General features: G+C 56.1%; 13 protein-coding genes. 7 read left to right on the top strand and 6 right to left on the bottom strand.

Features of this window, described 5'->3' with window-relative positions; translation table 11 throughout:
* Positions 1 to 29: 29 nt before the first annotated feature.
* Positions 30 to 2,255, top strand: coding sequence for an acyltransferase family protein (locus tag WG934_RS03935; RefSeq protein WP_339988777.1), 2,226 nt, complete (start codon positions 30 to 32; stop codon positions 2,253 to 2,255).
* Between the two features lie 78 nt (positions 2,256 to 2,333).
* Here the strand turns inward: WG934_RS03935 and WG934_RS03930 are convergent, their stop codons facing one another.
* A complete protein-coding gene (locus WG934_RS03930) occupies positions 2,334 to 3,554 on the bottom strand; it encodes a hypothetical protein (RefSeq protein WP_339977805.1) in 1,221 nt (406 codons plus the stop codon).
* A 254-nt stretch (positions 3,555 to 3,808) separates the two neighbouring features.
* Between WG934_RS03930 and WG934_RS03925 the strand changes: the two genes are divergently transcribed.
* Complete coding sequence (locus WG934_RS03925) at positions 3,809 to 4,357, top strand: hypothetical protein (RefSeq protein WP_339988775.1); 549 nt, start codon at positions 3,809 to 3,811, stop codon at positions 4,355 to 4,357.
* Positions 4,358 to 4,424: 67 nt separating this feature from the next.
* Here WG934_RS03925 and WG934_RS03920 read toward each other — a convergent pair whose 3' ends face one another.
* Positions 4,425 to 5,261 carry a hypothetical protein gene (locus WG934_RS03920; RefSeq protein WP_339977801.1) on the bottom strand — a complete coding sequence of 279 codons (837 nt, stop codon included), beginning with the start codon at positions 5,259 to 5,261 and terminating at the stop codon, positions 4,425 to 4,427.
* 181 nt (positions 5,262 to 5,442) lie between these two features.
* A complete protein-coding gene (locus tag WG934_RS03915; RefSeq protein WP_339988773.1) occupies positions 5,443 to 6,276 on the bottom strand; it encodes a (2Fe-2S)-binding protein in 834 nt (277 codons plus the stop codon).
* 107 nt (positions 6,277 to 6,383) lie between these two features.
* Between WG934_RS03915 and WG934_RS03910 the strand changes: the two genes are divergently transcribed.
* The 4 genes from WG934_RS03910 (at position 6,384) to WG934_RS03895 (ending at position 15,477) form a co-directional block, all read left to right on the top strand.
* Complete coding sequence (locus WG934_RS03910) at positions 6,384 to 7,232, top strand: hypothetical protein (RefSeq protein ID WP_339977797.1); 849 nt, start codon at positions 6,384 to 6,386, stop codon at positions 7,230 to 7,232.
* A gap of 105 nt (positions 7,233 to 7,337) precedes the next feature.
* Positions 7,338 to 11,132: an ABC transporter ATP-binding protein gene (locus WG934_RS03905; protein ID WP_339978809.1), complete on the top strand. Its 3,795-nt coding sequence runs from the start codon at positions 7,338 to 7,340 to the stop codon at positions 11,130 to 11,132.
* A 109-nt stretch (positions 11,133 to 11,241) separates the two neighbouring features.
* Entirely contained in the window at positions 11,242 to 14,928 is a 3,687-nt protein-coding gene (locus WG934_RS03900; protein WP_339977795.1) for a multifunctional oxoglutarate decarboxylase/oxoglutarate dehydrogenase thiamine pyrophosphate-binding subunit/dihydrolipoyllysine-residue succinyltransferase subunit, read from the top strand.
* Between the two features lie 186 nt (positions 14,929 to 15,114).
* On the top strand, positions 15,115 to 15,477 hold the full coding sequence (locus WG934_RS03895) for an SdpI family protein (RefSeq protein WP_339977793.1): 363 nt from the start codon (positions 15,115 to 15,117) through the stop codon (positions 15,475 to 15,477).
* A 27-nt stretch (positions 15,478 to 15,504) separates the two neighbouring features.
* On the opposite strand, the gene WG934_RS03890 is transcribed toward WG934_RS03895, so the two are convergent.
* On the bottom strand, positions 15,505 to 15,876 hold the full coding sequence (locus WG934_RS03890) for an ArsR/SmtB family transcription factor (protein ID WP_339977791.1): 372 nt from the start codon (positions 15,874 to 15,876) through the stop codon (positions 15,505 to 15,507).
* Between the two features lie 54 nt (positions 15,877 to 15,930).
* A complete protein-coding gene (locus WG934_RS03885; protein ID WP_339988772.1) occupies positions 15,931 to 16,629 on the bottom strand; it encodes a hypothetical protein in 699 nt (232 codons plus the stop codon).
* Positions 16,630 to 16,655: 26 nt separating this feature from the next.
* On the opposite strand from WG934_RS03885, the gene corA reads away from it, so the two are divergent.
* The gene (corA, locus tag WG934_RS03880; protein ID WP_339977787.1) at positions 16,656 to 17,729 is read left to right on the top strand and encodes a magnesium/cobalt transporter CorA; all 1,074 of its coding nucleotides are present in this window, start codon (positions 16,656 to 16,658) and stop codon (positions 17,727 to 17,729) included.
* On the opposite strand, the gene WG934_RS03875 is transcribed toward corA, so the two are convergent.
* Positions 17,726 to 18,226: a general stress protein gene (locus WG934_RS03875; protein WP_339977785.1), complete on the bottom strand. Its 501-nt coding sequence runs from the start codon at positions 18,224 to 18,226 to the stop codon at positions 17,726 to 17,728. The two genes, corA and WG934_RS03875, sit on opposite strands and share 4 nt — an antisense overlap.
* Between the last annotated feature and the right edge of the window lie 49 nt (positions 18,227 to 18,275).

Raw genomic sequence — 18,275 nt, 5'->3', positions numbered from 1 at the left:
TCAACAAATTTCTGCGACTGGAGATATGTATGGGATCGCCATCCACTGTCCGAAGAGTTGATTTGGACGGCCTGCGCGGACTGGCCATTGGACTGGTAGTTGTTTACCACGTATTCGTTGGTCGAGTCTCCGGCGGTGTGGACGTATTCCTCCTATTGACCGGGTACTTTTTCCTCAGCTCGCAAATGCGATACGCTTCGCGAGCCAATGCACTCATCAACCCGTGGTGGCCATTTTGGCGTACAGTCCGCCGACTGGTCCCATCACTTGTGATCGTGCTAGCAGGCATAGCAATCCTGATTTCTATTTTCACTCCGCAGCTCATCGCCGAGGACCTCACAAAACAGCTTCGCGCTGCCCTTTTTTACGTCTTGAATTTTGAGTTGATTTCACAAGATTCCGACTATGCTGCGGCTTCTACATCGGCGTCGCCCTTGCAGCATTTGTGGTCAATGTCGGTACAGGGTCAGTTCTATGTTTTCGCGATTGCATTAGGAACCGTTGCGACGCTACTTAATCGCCTATTTAGACTGCGAAATTCTGAGCGGATTAGCTTATTCGTAATTGGCCCGATACTGATCGCAATCACGATTGCATCTTTTTGGTGGGCATCACGCGATGGCCTGTACGGAACGATGGAAAGTTACTATTCCACGTTGTCGCGAGCATGGCAGCTCACGCTCGGTGGTGTGTTGGGGATCTATGCAAGTCGTATCCGCCTCCCTAAAGCCATTTCTGGTCCAGCAGCTGTCGTCGGCCTTTTCATGTTGGTCGCGACTGGTGCGGTCATTCCGACCACTCTCGCATTCCCTGGACCGTTATCATTGCTCCCGATCGGCGGTGCCGTGCTAGTGATTCTCTCCACTAGCGACGGCGTGGCTTCCCGGTTCCTCAGCACTCCATTCATGCAATGGCTCGGCCAAGTTTCATATCCGTTGTACCTCTGGCACTGGCCACTGCTGATCATCTTGACGCTATTCACTGGCTATTGGAAACCACCATTCTGGCTCGGAATCGGTGTCCTTATGATCTCGATGGTTCTGGCCAATGCCACACATGCGCTCGTCGAAAAGCCCTTACAACAAGCGAAGAAGCGCCCTACAAAGGACTCCGAGCATTTGTTTCCGACGCAGGAGGAGCGACGCTCGTTTTCGTTCCAGAGCAAGGTTGCTGCAGCAGTTCTCGTCGCTGTTCTAGCAGGCGGCGGCGTGATGGCGCATTCTGGGTGGGTTGCTTACCTCACAAAGCTCGATACAAAGCGAGCCAATCCTGAGACACATCCGGGTGCGATGAGTTTATTTGGAGTTTCTGCCCCCTCTGCAGAGCCCTTCCCGAAAATGGCTCCGCACCTTGGTACTCGTTCTTGGCGTGCAGGCTGCCTACTCCCACTTGATGCCAAACCCGATGAGTTCGTGGATTGTGAATATGGTGACACCAATGCTGAAGTCACTGTCGTTGTCGCGGGAAATTCGCATGCCGATACTCTCGTCGAGCCATTACACGACCTTGGGCGCGAGTATGGATTCAAGGTCATCCCGGTGATCCGTGAGGCGTGCTCCGTAACCTTCAAAGAATCTGACTTGGCCTCAGCAGATTGTGTCGAATGGTCGAAGATGGCCGCCCAGCGCATCGTGGATCTTGACCCGGACATGGTTGTCACTATGACAACTACCTCAACACGCGGTTGGCAGGACGATGCCGAGTGGGTCCTCCCTGGAGCCGAGGAGTTTTGGCAACAACTGGCCGATCACAACATTCCGATGCTCGGCCTGCGCGACAACCCACGGCTTTACGACGCCCGCATGAAACCATTCCATCCGAATGAATGCCTCGAACAGAAGGAGGGAAACATCCAGGAATGCGCGGTCCCACGAGAGCGCATTTACAATCCAGAAAATCCTGCGGACCAGGTTCTGGCGCAGTGGCCAACCGCAATGTCAGTGGACACTGCCGAATGGTTCTGTCCTGGCGGATGGTGCATGCCCGTCATTGGCAACATCGTGGTCTATCGAGATCGCGACCACATCACCAACGCCTATGGCCGGTCACTTGAACCCGTGTTGTGGGAGTACTTGGGGCGCCACTTGTGGGCGACTGGCGCATGGGGCGACATTCCTGCTACCCCACCGCTAGAACAAGAGATCCCGGTGGAATCACTGCCTGAAGTACCGCTGCCTGAAGTACCGCTACAAGAGGCGCCAGATACCTTGGGCATTCCCGATGCCACCGTGGTGCCTGGCACCCCAACGCTGTAACGCTAATCAGCCGTAACGCCATCCAGGCTGGCTAATTCCTAGCAGGATGCTAACTCAACGCGCAGGAATTAGTAGCACTTAGTTGTACAGCCCAACGAGGCTCTGCATCGTCGCATTCGCATCTACCACGGCCTGGTTTACTGCCTGGTTGGTGGCGTCGACAAGCGGTGCAACCTCAGCGGGAGCCTGCGGAGCAAAGTCTGCCGGCGCATTTACGAATGGAATTGCCGGAGATTCTGGCAGCGGAGCAAGTTCTTCCTGTGCCTGGTCAGGGTATGCAGGACCGTTGACCGCTTCCCATTCCTGGTTGTATGCCTGGTCTTCTTCCAACGTACGGAACTCAGACTGTGACTGATTGTTAGGTGTCACAGTGAAGTTCTCGTTGACCTTGCCATCCTCAATTCCGTAGGCCTCTTCGATCGCGACATCAGCGGCCTGGAAGCGGCTCAGTGGACCGACACCCATCGACGTCACACCGATAACTTCATTCGTTCGTGGGTCGTAGGCGTTTCCACCGGAATCGCCGTGGTCAATGCCCATTCCGACGGCCCAAACTCCATGTCGTGCACGGAAGACTTGGTAGCCACAGTTGCGACCAGTACGCATGCCGTCGCTACAGATTGGCTCGCCGAAGTTGTCAACTGCGATCTCATACGGTTGCAGCGTACGACGATCGACAACTCCCACCATCTGCACAGGCTCACCGTGAACCTGTCCGTACTCATCACGAGATTCGCTGATCGACGTCACCTCGACACCATCAGCGGGACGAATGAAGGCATAGTCCGCCTGGTTGAACATTGAGTTGATGAGAACAATAGGACCGCCGAGAATCGCGCTGTCATCAATATCGCCCATGTTCACCACGTCTGCGGTGCCGATCAGAATGTCACCATCAGGAGTTGGTACGTACACATCTCCGGTGACCTTCGGCCCCACTCCAATTTCACGCTCCGCTTCGAGGCAGTGACCAGCCGTGAGGATGACTTCGCGTTCGTTGCCATTCTCATCGCGCACAGTTCCCGGCACACCAAGGGAGCAGCTTGGAGCTGAGATGAATCGACCGTTATCGATTGGGGTGTCTGGGAACGGCATCCGAATTGGCGAGCCTGGGCCCACAACGACTGCTCCTTCTGGTGCGGCGGTTGGAGCTTCTGGCGCAGCCGGTGGCGCGGTCTGCACAGGCTGACCTGGAGCTGCAGCGGAAGTTTCAGGTGCAGCTACTACAGCTGCGCTTGCTGCGATAGACGTTGCCGCTACTGCTGCCAGCAGTGCGGTGGTGGAGCGAATATTTTTCAAGATGACGGCCCTGCTTCCGGTGGTGAATAGCCTTGGCTATATATCTAACTCAATTCACCATAACCGATAGATTGGCTGAGCGCCCGACCTTCAAGCAACCTATTTCCGCAGGTCAACACACTAGTTCACTAGATTCACACGGGTCCCATGAGTCACATTTTGAAGAAGTGTCAACTATTGAGAATTAGTCAAAATTCGCACACACGTTCGATCCTTTCGAACATGTGTCCGCCGCTTGCGCTAATGTGCCGGCTATGACTAGCCCGCTTCCCCACATCCCACAACAGTCGCTACCCGCCACCGACAATCTTGCGGATATCTACCGACTCGAGTGTCGCGATGACATCGAATTGGCAGCAACGCTACTGAGACACCCGTCTGCTTCACGACGATTTCGGCGTGAAGCACTCAACCATTCTTTCCCACTCCCCGACGTGCCCGGACTGTACGCGACAGTCCGTCCTCGTCGTGTCGCAGTTCCTCAGCAGCTAGTCAGAGAGCTATCGCTGCATTATCCCGAATTTTTGCTGATCGGTAGCGAAACTGTCTACCTATTTTCGGTCTCGGTATCGCTGGATATGGATGATGGCGGGGAGATCGCGTGGTCTAAGCAACTACCTCCGGGCGAACGCGAACTTGCGGTCGCACAGGCGATGGTGCCCGACCAATTCACTGCCTACATGCAGAGAGACGGCATTGATCCGCTGCACCGGGCCCACCACTTTGCATGGCTTGGCACTGCAAACGGGACTGTATTGCCGTCTCCACATCAATTATTCAAGAATGGTCGCACCGCAGCGTAGCGCAGAGAGCTCACCACAACGAGGCACAATTGCCACCGCCAAGCACCATTAGCGCTGTGTGCCGTAGCTACTCGGCGCTGGCATCGCCGCTTGTTTCGTCGACGTCGTCCTCGTCATCTTCGTCGTCGTAGTCACCGTCGTCGTAGATGTCGTCGTCATCGTCTTCTTCATCATCTACGTATGGCGCGTACAGCGATTCTGCATAGCCGTCATCGACAGGAGCTAACTGATCTTCCCAATCTCCTGCACGTTCAACTGCCAGCGCCAGAACATCCAGCAACTTGTCAAAGTCCTCGAAGGATCCCAACGACAAGACCTCGTTTCGCAAGTCCTGCACATCTGCATAAAGGTCGGCAAACATCCGGCGACGGTCGTCGTCAGTCAAAATCGTTTCGGTATCGGAATCCCAGAACTCAGCAATTGCTTGATCAACAATCTCGTCCAAATTCGCGTCCTGCGACACGAAACGAACATGAGCGCTCGGAACATTGCCATGCGCTGTAACGAGAACCTGTAGCAGAGAGGACTCGCCAATCTCGGCAGATACCAGCGTCGCTTCCTCTGGGTCCTGCTCGAAATCAAGTTCTGCAAGACGATCATCATCGCCATCCAGCAAAGTACGCAGCAATGCCACGACCCTATCCGTAGCCACATGATGAGCGACAGCTGCAACCGCATCCTCAACAGAGAAGACCGCAGAGACCAGCACAGCCTCGAACTCATCGTCTTCATCGTCCACATCAGCTGCGGCAACGTATACCTCAGCTGCCGGAAGGTCTTCATCAATAGTGACGAACTGAACTTCAAGGTCGGATGTGATTGGAACAAACAAAGTGTCGTCGTTTACGCGGCTCTCAATGCCGTCCCGATCCAGCGCAGCAGCGATTTGCTCGAAAAAGCTCATGGGTGGGGATCCTTCCCTCGTCAACAAGAAAGTCACGGCAATTCCTGTACGGTCGCGACCCTCCGCCAATGGTAGCGATAACCAGCCAACAATGTCGTTGTGGCGATCCACCGGCTACCCAACCGAAACTCTGCCCCTCGCTCTACGCCCGGCTCCCCCCCACCTATCTCCTCGCCTACGCCTACAGCAGCAAATTCTGCTGCCACTCCAACTCGCGTTCCTCGCGCTTGCGTTTCGGGCATGACGAACACAGATCCGCATCCGGAGAATGATAGATCATGCAGCACGTGGCTCGCATCAAGTGCGTCACAACATTAAATGGCGCATCTTCCCCGCTTTTCGCAGCCTCCATGTCTGTGAGCACTACCTCATCTTCACTCACGTCTACGAAACGTGGCGATGGCACTCGATACTCAGTCGCCATACCTTCCACCAACAAGTCACCAACTGCAGCGCCCGCCCACGGCATCATCAATTCATTTCCCGCAGCAACAGCAGCACCAGCCACCGCATCCGCAGCTACGGCCCACAGTGGCGCATCCTTTAGTCCCCCAACATCACCGACTATCTCGGCGACTGGAGCGAGGAAACGAGCAATCGACGCCCCGTATTCAATGACTTTGTCGCCCGAATCCGGCGCCATTTCCATAAATTCGCTACCAGCGAAACCAAGCCAATACGCGTCGCGCTCAAAGACCGTCCACGTGCCCCAATCCAACCTCGGCGCAGACTCACACGCCAAGATTGAAGCAACAGAAGGGTTCACAATCGAACCGCACATCGACCACCACCAGAGCTGAGCTTGAAATCGCGTACTTCCCTCTACATCCGGCATCGGAAAGAGAGCATGACCAGCGTCGATACGGGCACTTACAGTTTTCTCCGATGACAACCAATCCCTGGCGGCATACCCATGATGGTATGCGTCTGCAGACACGTGAACGTCCGGCACCACTTCGGCTCGCAACCGAGGCATCTCACCGAGCAACCGTAAATACTGTTTGCCAATCTCCATTGCATTACTTCCCTCTTGCAGTGCCATAAACAGTCCACACTTCTGCTAACTCCCAATCTATTGTTGCAAGTAGCACTAGCGACACCACCTCAAGGAGGTACCTACCGATGATCGGCAACAAGAGGCAGAACTCTAAGGACAGCTCCGTCACCGATGCAGTTGGTTCAGATCCAGTGGCGCTCGAACGTGACGCAGGCATGGTTGGCAAGCTGCTCATCCGCACCCTGGATAACGCAATGTCGTGGCAGACAAGCGCTATTTCTGCCTATGTCCGCAGCCTTCGCAAGAAGTCGCCGAAAGACACTCCGGCTCAGATTCAGCAACGGATCGATAAGCACTTGTTGAATATCGTCACCGGCACAGGCGGTGCAGCTGGCGGTGCAGCAGTGATTCCGGGCGTGGGCTTTGTCACCGGCACCTTGGCGGTAGCAGGCGAATCCTTGCTGTTTCTCGAAGCTGCAGCGTGGCACGCTCTTGCATCAGCAGAACTCCGTGGCATCGACATCTCTGAACGGGAGCGTCGTCGTAGCCTCATTCTCGTCTCACTCACCGGTGCACGAGGTACCGCGCTGGTCGCTACGACAATGGGAGACTCGAGCCTGGCAGCCATTCGTCGCAACAACGCAAGCACCAATGCCGGCACCATGATTAATACCCTGGGTGTCCCCCAGCTCGGTGGAATGAACAAGCTGCTGTTCAAGGAAGCACAAAAACGCCTGATGAAGTCAGGGCGAGCTGCACTCCTGGGCAAGATTATGCCAATGGGTATCGGTGTCGTCGTTGGCTCTGTAGCCAACCGAAAGCTGGGCAAGATGCTCATCGAAAACACCCGTACCTCGCTTGGTCCACTCCCCCACAATTGGACTGAGTTTGACGCGGTGGCAGACGCTCACGATAAAACTGACAACGTCGAATCTGCTCGCAACTCTGCAATTTCTGCAGATGCCAAAAAGTAGTCGTCGGGGAATCCCACTTCTGCGTTTCCCAGCACACACATGAATAAAGCAACATCATCTGCGACATCGTTTTTGTGGAAGGCGTGCACACGGCACTTGGGCACAATGCTCGGTGTCGCTGGTGCAACGCTAGCGGTCGTCATTCTTGAAACCGTCTTTCCACTCCTCACCCGCGATGCCATCGACACTGCAACTGGCCAAGGGACGGGTGGCATGGCTGCCCAGACCTTCCCTCAGTTGTCACCACTGACTGCGGTGATCTCTGTATTTATCGCCGTCGGCATCATTCGCTTTGTGGCTCAAGGAGCTCGACGATTTCTCTCGGGCAAACTTTCGCTTGATGTCCAGCATGATTTGCGTGTGCGTTTGCTCGACTCACTGACACTTCTCGACGGCCCGGCCCAAGACCGCATCCGAACCGGCCAAGTGGTGTCCCGGTCTATCTCCGACCTGCAAGCTATTCAGGGTCTTTTGGCGATGCTGCCTTTGACGCTCGGATCGCTGATCAAACTCGTTTTGACCATCATCGTCATGGTGACGTTGTCGATTCCACTCACCCTTGTTGGTCTCGCGGTTGTCCCGATGATCGTCGGAGTCGCGCTCAAATCTCGAGGTATTCTTCATGCCGCGACCTGGTCAGCGCAGCAACAAGCTGCCGATGTCGCCACACATGTCGAGGAAACTGTGACGGGCGTACGCGTCGTCAAGGCATTCGGCCAGGAAGATCGAGAGTCGGAAAAGCTGACCGCACTGTCTCGTCGCTTGTACAGTCTGCGTTTGCGAGCAGCCAAGCTCAATGCGCGGTATCAGCCCGCGCTGCAGTCATTACCTCAGGTATCGCTGGTGGCAAATATCGCGGTTGGTGGCTGGTTGGCGCTGCATGGGCATATTACGGTCGGCACCTTCGTCGCGTTCGCGACATATCTCACCACCATGACGACGCTGTCGCGTTTGTTGGCCAACATGCTCATCAGCTTGCAGCTTACTTCCGCGAGCATTGACCGCGTGGCTGAAGTGATCCGCACCGAGCCTGACTACACAGGCCCCGCCACCTCTGCTCCAATTCCAGATGGTCCAGTAGGCCTCGTCCTCGACAACGTGTCGCACTCTCGCAAGAACCGGGTGCTGCTGTCAGACTTTTCGGTCACGGTGCCACCTGCCACCACTCTCGCGCTGGTGGGTCCACCGGGCGCCGGTAAGACCATTCTTACCGAGCTACTCGGTGGCTTTTACCAGCCAGACTCGGGAAGTATTTCCCTTTTGGGAAGTAACGGTGAGACAGTCGACTTCACTGCACTGTCAAGCAATGATGCTCGTTCCATCGTTACCGTCGTCCCCGACGAACCACACCTTTTCTCCGGCACTTTGCGCGACAATATCCTCTTTGCCAATCCGCAGGCTTCCAACGCGGAACTCGAAGCGGTCGCCGCCGATGCCCAGGTCACCTTCGTTGATCAGCTCCCCAACGGCTGGGATACCGTTATCGGCGAGCGTGGCCATAATCTCTCCGGCGGTCAACGCCAGCGCGTTGCTCTCGCCCGCGCCTTCCTTGCCAATCCCCGCATTCTGGTTCTCGACGATGCGACTTCCGCAATCGACGCATCCACCGAAGCCCTCATTTTCAACGCTTTACGACGACGCTGTGTCGACACCACCGTCATCGTCGTGGCTCACCGCTCGTCGACGCTCGACATCGCTGACGACATCGTCGTCATGGAAGAAGGGGCCATAACAGGGCATGGATCGTGGAATGAGCTCGCTGCTACGCATCCGCGCTTTGTCAATCTGATGGACGTCACGCCACAGCAGTTGGCGCAAGCCCGTGCAGCGCATGCGGCATCTAACTCGGGGCAATTGCCGTTAGTCCTTGACGAACCAGATGCGGCGGGGCCGACGTGGGTGGAACTTTGGCCAGATACGGCTGACGCCGATAGTGCTGGTGTAGCGTCGCAGTCCACGTCGCAACGCATGGTGGCTTCGCATGCGGCCACGGCAGCGCCTCAAGGCCCGCCTGGACGCGGCGGTGGCGGTGGTGGCCCGATGGGTTCTGCAATGCTCAACGCACCTGCAACTCCCGAGTTGCTTCAACGCATTGAGGCATTGCCCCCTGCCACAGAAGAGCCTGCTATCCGTACAGCTGCTTTCGATGGATCGGAATCATTTTCGCTTCGGGCTCTCCTGGGTCACGCGAAATGGCTCATTACTACTGTTGTCGTATTGCTCGCAGTATCTGCTGCCGCAGATTTGTCATTTCCGATGCTTGTCCGTCACGCAGTTGACCGAGGCATCACCCAAGGCAACGAACAGTCTTTGTGGCTAGCGGCTCTGGGTGGCTTATTCGTTGTAGCTACCAGCTGGCTCGCAGTCGCTGGCACCACGGTATTGGCATCGCGTACTGGTGAACGACTTCTCTATGCACTTCGGATTCGCTCGTATCGCCACCTGAATTCGCTTGGCCTGAACTACTTTGAAAGTCAGCGATCCGGCAGCATCATGACCAGGATGACTACCGACATCGATGCCCTGTCGTCATTCCTGCAGACTGGTGTAGCCCAGGCCATTACGGCCCTCTTCACTCTCGCGGGTGTCACGATCATGTTGGTTTCCACTGACGTGTCGCTCGCCATGGTCGCATTGATTGCGGTCCCCATCATCGCCGTCGCGACGACCATTTTTCGAGGTATTTCGTCCAAGCTCTACAAAGCAGCTCGCGAGCAGGTTTCAACCGTCAACGCTGATTTCCAGGAAGCTATCGGTGGACTCCGAAACGTCCAAACCTTCCAGCGTCGCGACGACATCTTGGCCGACTTCTCTGAAGAATCCGCCCTCTATCGAACACTTCGCAATCGTGCTCAGGTCGCCGTTTCTGTCTTCTTCCCTGGTATCAACTTCGTCGCTGAACTCACGACGGCAGCCGTTCTCGCCGTAGGTGCTCAACAAGTGATGAGCGGGACCGCATCCCCCGGAACACTCATCGCATTCACCCTCTACCTCGGTATGCTTTTCGGACCGATCCAGCAGCTATCCCAAGTTTTCGACGGATACCAGCAAGCAAAGGTTGGCCTCGACCGCATCTCGGGTCTCCTGTCCAGCCCGCCAATGCCTGACGACGGCACCCACCCTGGCGCTCACACCGCCGCCAGCGGTGAGATCAGCCTTGACGGTGTCGACTTCCGCTACTCCATGACTGCGAACGCCCCTGCAATTTTGCAGGACTTCTCCCTCTCGATTTCTCCCGGCGAAACTGTCGCCGTCGTTGGCGCGACTGGAGCTGGAAAGTCGACCGTCGTTAAGCTTCTTGCACGGTTCCATGATCCTGTTGCAGGGCGAGTCACGGCGGAAGACACAGACATTCGTGAGTTTCCTCTCCACGACTGGCGCACCAGCCTTGGCTATGTCCCGCAAGAACCGCATTTGTTTACCGGAACGATCGCATCGAATATTGCGTATGGAAACCCCGAGGCGACTCCCCAGGCGATCACCGTTGCAGCTCGTCGGGTTGGAGCGCTCAATATCATTGCGAGCATCCCCGGCGGATTTCACCACCCTGTCGGGGAACGCGGGCGTGGCCTCTCTTCGGGGCAGCGACAGATCATCGCACTGGCGAGGGCTCAGCTCGTCGAACCCAAGCTCCTGCTTCTCGACGAAGCCACAGCAACCCTTGACCCAGCCACCGAGGCCACCGTCTTGAATGCAGCCCATTTGGCCACTCGTCGACAGACATCTGTGATCGTCGCTCACCGCCTTGCTACAGCAGCACGAGCAGATCGAATTATTGTCCTCGAGGCAGGACGCGTTGTCGAGGAGGGCACCCATTCTGAATTGCTCCGGGCGGGTGGCTACTACCAAAAGCTTTGGGACACGTACCATAAGGGCAACGGGGTCATGGAGACTTCATAAAGATGCGGTTATGCTTGATTGACCAACAAAAATTATCTTCCGCATTGTTGTTCTCCGCTTCAACCCTGCGGTGCATGCAAACAAACACGAAATGAGGCGAGTACCTGCCGTGAGCAGCGACATGAGCTTCGGCCAGAACGAATGGCTGGTCGACGAGATGTTCCAGCAGTTCAAGAAGGATCCGCAGTCCCTGAGTCAGGAATGGCGTGATTACTTCGCTAAGAACGCCTCCGGTATGGAGGCCAACGTTCAGCCAGTAACCGCAGGTCCAGCAGCGTCATCCGCTGCTGCGACTGCAGCTGAGGCCAAGGAAACCGGAAAGCGCCCATCCAAGGGCGTGGAACCAACCCAGTCTCCACAGAAGCAGCCAGCTCGTAAGCCTAAGCAGTCTCCAATGGATGCTGTCGAAAAGGTCGGCGACGTTGAATCCGGCGAGGCTCCATTGCGCGGTGTCGCTAAGGCTATCGCCAAGAACATGGATATCTCGCTGGAGATTCCAACCGCGACGTCTGTACGCGATATGCCAGCTCGCCTCATGTTCGAGAACCGCGCTCTGATTAACGATCAGCTGAAGCGTTCTCGTGGTGGCAAGATTTCCTTCACCCACATCATCGGCTACGCCATGGTGAAGGCTGTCATGCTGCACCCAGACATGAACAACAGCTACAAGGTTGTTGACGGCAAGCCAGTCCTAGTTACTCCAGAGCACATCAACCTGGGGCTGGCTATCGACATGCCAGCAAAGGACGGCTCCCGCTCCCTCGTTGTAGCAGCTATTCGCGAATGTGAAACGCTGTCCTTCAAGGAGTTCCTGGATGCGTACGAGGACATCGTTTCTCGCGCCCGTGTCGGAAAGCTGACCGGCAAGGATTTCCAGGGCGTCACCATTTCGCTGACCAACCCAGGTGGCATCGGTACCCGCCACTCGGTTCCGCGTTTGACCAAGGGCCAGGGCGCCATCATTGGTGTCGGCTCGATGGATTACCCAGCAGAGTTCGCTGGCGCTTCGGCAGACCGTCTTGCCGAGCTCGGTGTTGGCAAGCTTGTCACCATTACTTCCACCTACGACCACCGCATCATTCAGGGTGCAGAGTCTGGTGAGTTCTTGCGCACGATGAGCAACCTGCTTATCGACGACAAGTTCTGGGATCACATCTTCGAAGTCATGGGTGTTCCTTACACCCCTGTCCGCTGGGCACAGGATTTGCCGAACACGGGTATCGACAAGAACACCCGCGTTATGCGCCTCATCGAGGCATACCGTTCCCGTGGCCACCTGCTGGCAGACATTGACCCGCTGCACTTTGACCACCCGAACATCATCACTCCAGACCACCGTGACCTAGATATCGCTTACCACGGCCTGTCGGTTTGGGACTACGACCGCACGTTCAACGTCGGTGGTTTCGGCGGCAAGGAGTCCATGACGCTGCGCGAGGTACTGTCTCGCCTGCGCAATGCTTACTGCCTCAAGGTCGGTACCGAGTACACGCATATTCTCGATGCTGATGAGCGTGAGTGGCTGCAGGAGCGCGTCGAAGGTGGCCAGCCAAAGCCAACCCACGCCGAGCAGAAGTACATCCTGCAGAAGCTGAATGCAGCTGAAGCATTCGAAAACTTCTTGCAGACCAAGTACATCGGCCAGAAGCGCTTCTCCCTCGAAGGTGCAGAGTCGCTGATTCCTTTGATGGACTCGGCAATCGACACCGCTGCTGGCGCTGGCCTCGACGAGGTTGTCATCGGTATGCCTCACCGTGGTCGCCTCAATGTTCTGGCGAACATCGTTGGCAAGCCTTTTAGCCAAATTTTCACTGAGTTCGAAGGCAACATGGACCCAGCTCAGGCTGGTGGCTCTGGTGACGTGAAGTACCACCTCGGTACCCAGGGTCGCCATATCCAGATGTTCGGCGAAGGCGAAATCGACGTCACGCTGACTGCTAACCCATCGCACCTCGAAGCTGTCAACCCTGTTGTTGAGGGTCTCGCCCGCGCTAAGCAGGACATGCTCAATCTCGGCGACGAGGGCTACACCGTTATGCCAATGCTGCTCCACGGTGACGCAGCATTCGCAGGCCTTGGCATCGTTCAGGAAACCCTGAACCTGATGGCTCTGCGCGGATACAAGGTCGGCGGCACCGTTCACATCATCGTGAACAACCAGATCGGCTTTACGACGTCGCCAGATAGCGGTCGCTCCTCCTACTACTGCACCGACATTGCTAAGACCTACGGTTGCCCAGTCTTCCACGTCAACGGTGATGACCCGGAGGCAGTTGCTTGGGTCGGTAAGCTCGCAGTCGATTACCGTAACCGCTTCGGCAAGGATGTCTTCATCGACCTCGTTTGCTACCGCAAGCGTGGCCACAACGAGGCCGACGATCCATCGATGACCCAGCCAGCAATGTACGGCGTCATCGACAACAAGGAAGGCGTTCGCGCTCAGTACACCGAAGACCTCATTGGTCGCGGTGACCTGTCCCAGGAAGAGTACGAAGCAGTTCGCCAGGACTTCCACGATCAGATGGAAGCAGTCTTCAACGAAGTCCGCTCCTCTAACAAGGGTGGCAAGCCAGGTGACCAGACTGGTATTGCTGGCTCCCAGCCATTGCCACACGGTCTGGACACCAGCATCGACAAGGTCGAGCTGCAGGCTATGGGCCAGGCATTCATCAACACGCCAGAAGGCTTCACCATTCACCCTCGCGTTCGCCCTGTCGCAAAGAAGCGCGCACAGATGACACAGGAGGGTGGCATCGACTGGGGTACCGCAGAGCTCCTCGCTTTCGGTTCCTTCACTGGTGCTGGTCGCACCGTTCGCCTCGCTGGTGAGGATGTCCGTCGCGGTACTTTCACCCAGCGTCACGCAGTATTCGTCGACCCGAACACGGGCGACGAGTACAACGCAATGGACGCCTACGGTCAGGCACAGGGCAACGGTGGCCGCTTCATGGTCTACAACTCCGCTCTGACCGAGTACGCAGGCATGGGCTTCGAGTACGGCTACACCTTGGGTAACCCAGATGCAGTCGTCGCTTGGGAAGCACAGTTCGGTGACTTCGCTAACGGCGCTCAGACCATGATCGACCAGTACGTCGCATCCGGTGAAGCCAAGTGGGGTCAGACCTCCAAGCTGATCCTGCTGCTGCCACACGGCTACGAGGGTCAGGGACCTGACCACTCCTCCGCTCGCATCGAGCGCTTCCTGCAGCTGTGTGCAGAAGGTTCCTACACGGTCGCACAGCCTTCGACTCCTGCGAACTACTTCCACTTGCTGCGTCGTCACGTTCTCTCGGATCTGCACCGACCATTGGTTGTCTTCACTCCGAAGTCGATGCTGCGCAACAAGATGGCAGTGTCTGGCCCCGAAGAGTTCACCGATGTCAAGAAGTTCCAGTCCGTCATCGACGATCAGAACTTCGCAGGCAAGGACAAGAGCAAGGTCACTAAGATCTTGCTGTGCTCCGGCAAGATCTACTGGGAGCTCGAGAAGAAGCGTCAGAAGGAAGGCCACGAGGACACCGCTATTGTCCGACTGGAAATGCTGCACCCAGTGCCGTTCAACCGTCTGCGCGAGACCTTCGAGTCTTACCCGAACGCCACCGAAGTTCGCTTCGTTCAGGATGAACCAGCGAACCAGGGCCCATGGCCATTCCTGGCACTGCAGCTTCCAGAGTTGCTGCCAGACATGCCAAAGCTGAAGCGTGTCTCTCGCCGCGCACAGTCCTCGACTGCAACCGGTGTTGCAAAGGTTCACGCAATGGAAGAAAAGGCGCTCCTGGAAGAGGCGTTCCGCTAATCCCGGGATTGCCGAGAGCCTTAGCTTTCTAAACGATATTGGCTGGTCAACTTAGTTCACTAGCCAATGAAGGGTGGGAGTTTCTACGGAAACTCCCACCCTTTTCGCTTTTGGGCACATTCGACCGGGTTAACTCATCGAAACGTCGAAAAGCCCCATGAACAGGCATTTTGATACCATGGAAGCATGGACAGCGACATAGTAATGCGGATTATCTTGTTCGTCGTGATGGTAGTTGGCGGAGCGGTCATCATGTGGGTCGCTTCCGCGGCGGCATCGGGGAAACTTAAGCGAAACGCCATCGCCGGGATTCGTACTTCTGCAACAATCGCCAGTGATGAAGCTTGGCTCCGTGCCCATCAACGCACCAAGACCATCACGATGGTTGCGGGCGCGATCATGATGCTCAGTGGCCTGGGTGCATTGTTCCAGCAGTACATGCTTGGAGTGATCATCACCATCTTGGTGGGTGCAACAATTGCCGTCGCCCTGATTACCTATTCGGCGGTTCTGGGTAACCGCGCGGCTCGCGAAGCATCGACCAAGTAATTAGGCCGACCTCGTTGGCACAGCCAACTAGCGATGACGCTGATGCGGTGGCCAATCCCCGTCAATCGCGTGTTCAGCCTGATAGATAGCCTGAGACACCAAGTTTAAAGCGTGCTCGTCCTGCATAGAGTAATAGACACGAGTACCTTCCTGACGTGTAGTCACCATGCGAGCCAGGCGCAGTTTTGCTAAATGCTGGGAAACGCTGGTTGGGGTCTTTTCTACCTTCTCGGCAATTTCCCCAACAGGCAATTCGCCGTCGCGCAAAGCCAAAACGATTTTCAGTCGCGTCGTATCGGCAAGCATGGAAAACACTTCCACTGCTACGTCGATATACGGCGAATCAAGATCGAGGGAAGTGTGCTCTGCAAGGAGCAGGTCGTCGTGATCATCGTGCATAGTTGGCACACTACCACCTAGATATGCCCCCTACCTGCACATATCCACAGGTATCTAACCTGTTGCAAACTTGGAGGTCGCAAGCCACTCTTCAGCGATGGTCGCTGGCTCACCGCCGTTAACAACATCCTTCGTCATCTGCGCTACTTCTTTTGTAGTTAGAGAACCTGCAACTCGGTTCAACGCGTCAACGCGATCACGCCGGGTCAGTGCTGGCACCGAATAGAACGGCACAACATGCTGAGGCAATGATGCCCCAGGATTGGCCTTGTTCACGTCATCGCACCCTTGGGCGTTCGACGGGTCTGTTGCCATCATTGACCCCGGTAGAGACTCTGAAAATGCCGCGTACGTTGTGTCACGCCATTCGGGCGATAGTTCCTTATCAGGATCGTCGTCACGTGCATATTCTTCCGCAAGCTCCCGGGCACGAGCTGGATCCAGCAAACCTAAAAGTTCGCCTGTGCAGCCAAATGCCATGGTCGCTTCACCGGAACGGACTGCGGAGATTCGCTCCCCCGACGCCAATCCTGTGAGCGTCACGCCCTCACGGCCGGAGCGCTGAAAAGAACCAGCATAAACTTCAGCCAGAACCAACTGCTGTGGATCAGTGCCATAGGCCCCCACAGTTACCTGGCTGTCCTGTACAGCGGGACGACTCATCGTAGGCTCATTGGAAGCACACGACGTCAGCAGTGCAGCTCCGGCTACGAGGACTGCGACAGTAGGCTTTATGCTTGAGTGGTTCTTCATCAGTCCTAGGTTAAAGGAGCTTTGTTATGGGCGACAATCAGCGGGCGACCCGTCGCGTGGCTATGTCTTCGTCCAGTGGCTCTGGGAATAACACTGTCAACGGAGCGATTAGAGATTGCGCAGTGTTCGTAGGTGGTAAACGCCTTCCTGGCAAGTACGATCACCGTTCAGGTCGCGCAGAGGTCAACCGTTTCGGCGAGGGCTTCACCTGGTTGTCATTGTCACGGCCTAACGAAACACAAATGGACTCAATCGCCGAAGTTTTCGGCTTGCATGAGCTCACGGTTGAAGATGCGCTGACTCAACGTCAACGCCCTAAAGTCGAAATGCACGACGACCACATGGTGTTCGTTCTCCGTTCAATCCATTATTCGCCAGATGGCCTGGCCGACGATGAGAACGAGTTCATTCATTCCGGCCAGCTGCTCATGGTCGTTGGCAACGATTACATCATCACTATCCGTATGGGCATGCCACGCGATGATATGAAGTGGATGACCCAGCGAGTCGAATCTGACCCGGAAGTGTTACAGCAGGGTCCCGCTGGTGTGCTGTGGGCGCTGACCGACTTGTTGGTTGACAACTACCTGCGCATTGTTCACCAGCTGGAAGATCGCGTTGAGGACATGGAGAACTCCGTATTCGAGCCTCAGCAAGATTCGGATATCGAGGAAGTGTACATCCTCAAACGAGAAATCCTAGAGATGCGCCATGCCATCGAACCGCTCACCCCAGCGCTAAACACACTGGTCAATATGCGTGGCAAACTTATGCCCAAAGCGATTCGACGCTACTTGTCTGACGTCCTTGATCACCAGCTTGTTGCCGCCGACATGGTCCAGGGATTCGATGAACGACTATCTGCACTTATCGACGCCGCTGCCGTGAAGATCCAACTCCAACAAAACCGTGATATGCGTACGATCTCGGCATACGCCGCAATTCTTGCCGTACCAACGGCACTAGCCGGCATTTATGGAATGAACTTCGATAATATGCCCGAGCTACATATGGAGTACGGCTATTTCGTAGTCATCGGCATTATGTTGGCGATCGTTCTTGTCCTCGTTTGGGTGCTCAAACGCAACAAGTGGCTTTAACGTCCGCCTAGGCGACGCTGGGCAAGGACATCCCTTGCTTTCTCAGCGTTGCGTGGATGGCAGAGCACGTCGTAACGCCCGGCAACGATTTCCGTTGTTGATGCAAAATCTCGCTTCCCCTTTTGCATCGCGTACGGCACCGCGGCAAGCACGATGCCAAACACAGCACCGACGACTACACCTGTGAGCAGCGGCGGGATCCAGTCTTCCTGGAAAAGGCCGAGCAGCAGGCCGAAGAACACGCCCATCCACACGCCATACATTGCCCCACCACCCAGAACTTTCGGCCATGTGAGGCGACCCACCACACGCTCGACTTGCATCAGGTCTACACCGACGATGGTCAGGTCTGACACTGGGAACTCGTCACGATCACTCAGCTCGTCGACCGCTGCCTGCGCCTGGCTGTACGTGCTAAAACTGCCGACTGGCCATCCTTCAGGAACCGAGGGCTCTCGGCCACTATGTGATTGTGGAGGCTGACCTGGTCGTGTCATCGAAGAGTCTCTCTTTCTCATTTCAGCTGCGTCTTACCTGTTCAACGCA

Origin of the sequence: Corynebacterium sp. H78 (assembly GCF_037572275.1) — a bacterium.
Taxonomy (GTDB): Bacteria; Actinomycetota; Actinomycetes; order Mycobacteriales; family Mycobacteriaceae; genus Corynebacterium.
Note: the sequence above shows the minus strand (reverse complement) of the source record. Positions and strands in the feature narration are given on the sequence as shown.

Coding starts and splice junctions, on each gene's coding strand:
- WG934_RS03935 (WP_339988777.1), top strand. CDS start 30: ATGGGATCGCCATCCACTGTCCGAAGAGTTGATTTGGACGGCCTGCGC.
- WG934_RS03925 (WP_339988775.1), top strand. CDS start 3,809: ATGACTAGCCCGCTTCCCCACATCCCACAACAGTCGCTACCCGCCACC.
- WG934_RS03920 (WP_339977801.1), bottom strand. CDS start 5,261: ATGAGCTTTTTCGAGCAAATCGCTGCTGCGCTGGATCGGGACGGCATT.
- WG934_RS03915 (WP_339988773.1), bottom strand. CDS start 6,276: ATGGAGATTGGCAAACAGTATTTACGGTTGCTCGGTGAGATGCCTCGG.
- WG934_RS03910 (WP_339977797.1), top strand. CDS start 6,384: ATGATCGGCAACAAGAGGCAGAACTCTAAGGACAGCTCCGTCACCGAT.
- WG934_RS03905 (WP_339978809.1), top strand. CDS start 7,338: ATGCTCGGTGTCGCTGGTGCAACGCTAGCGGTCGTCATTCTTGAAACC.
- WG934_RS03895 (WP_339977793.1), top strand. CDS start 15,115: ATGGACAGCGACATAGTAATGCGGATTATCTTGTTCGTCGTGATGGTA.
- WG934_RS03890 (WP_339977791.1), bottom strand. CDS start 15,876: ATGCACGATGATCACGACGACCTGCTCCTTGCAGAGCACACTTCCCTC.
- WG934_RS03885 (WP_339988772.1), bottom strand. CDS start 16,629: ATGAAGAACCACTCAAGCATAAAGCCTACTGTCGCAGTCCTCGTAGCC.
- corA (WP_339977787.1), top strand. CDS start 16,656: ATGGGCGACAATCAGCGGGCGACCCGTCGCGTGGCTATGTCTTCGTCC.
- WG934_RS03875 (WP_339977785.1), bottom strand. CDS start 18,226: ATGACACGACCAGGTCAGCCTCCACAATCACATAGTGGCCGAGAGCCC.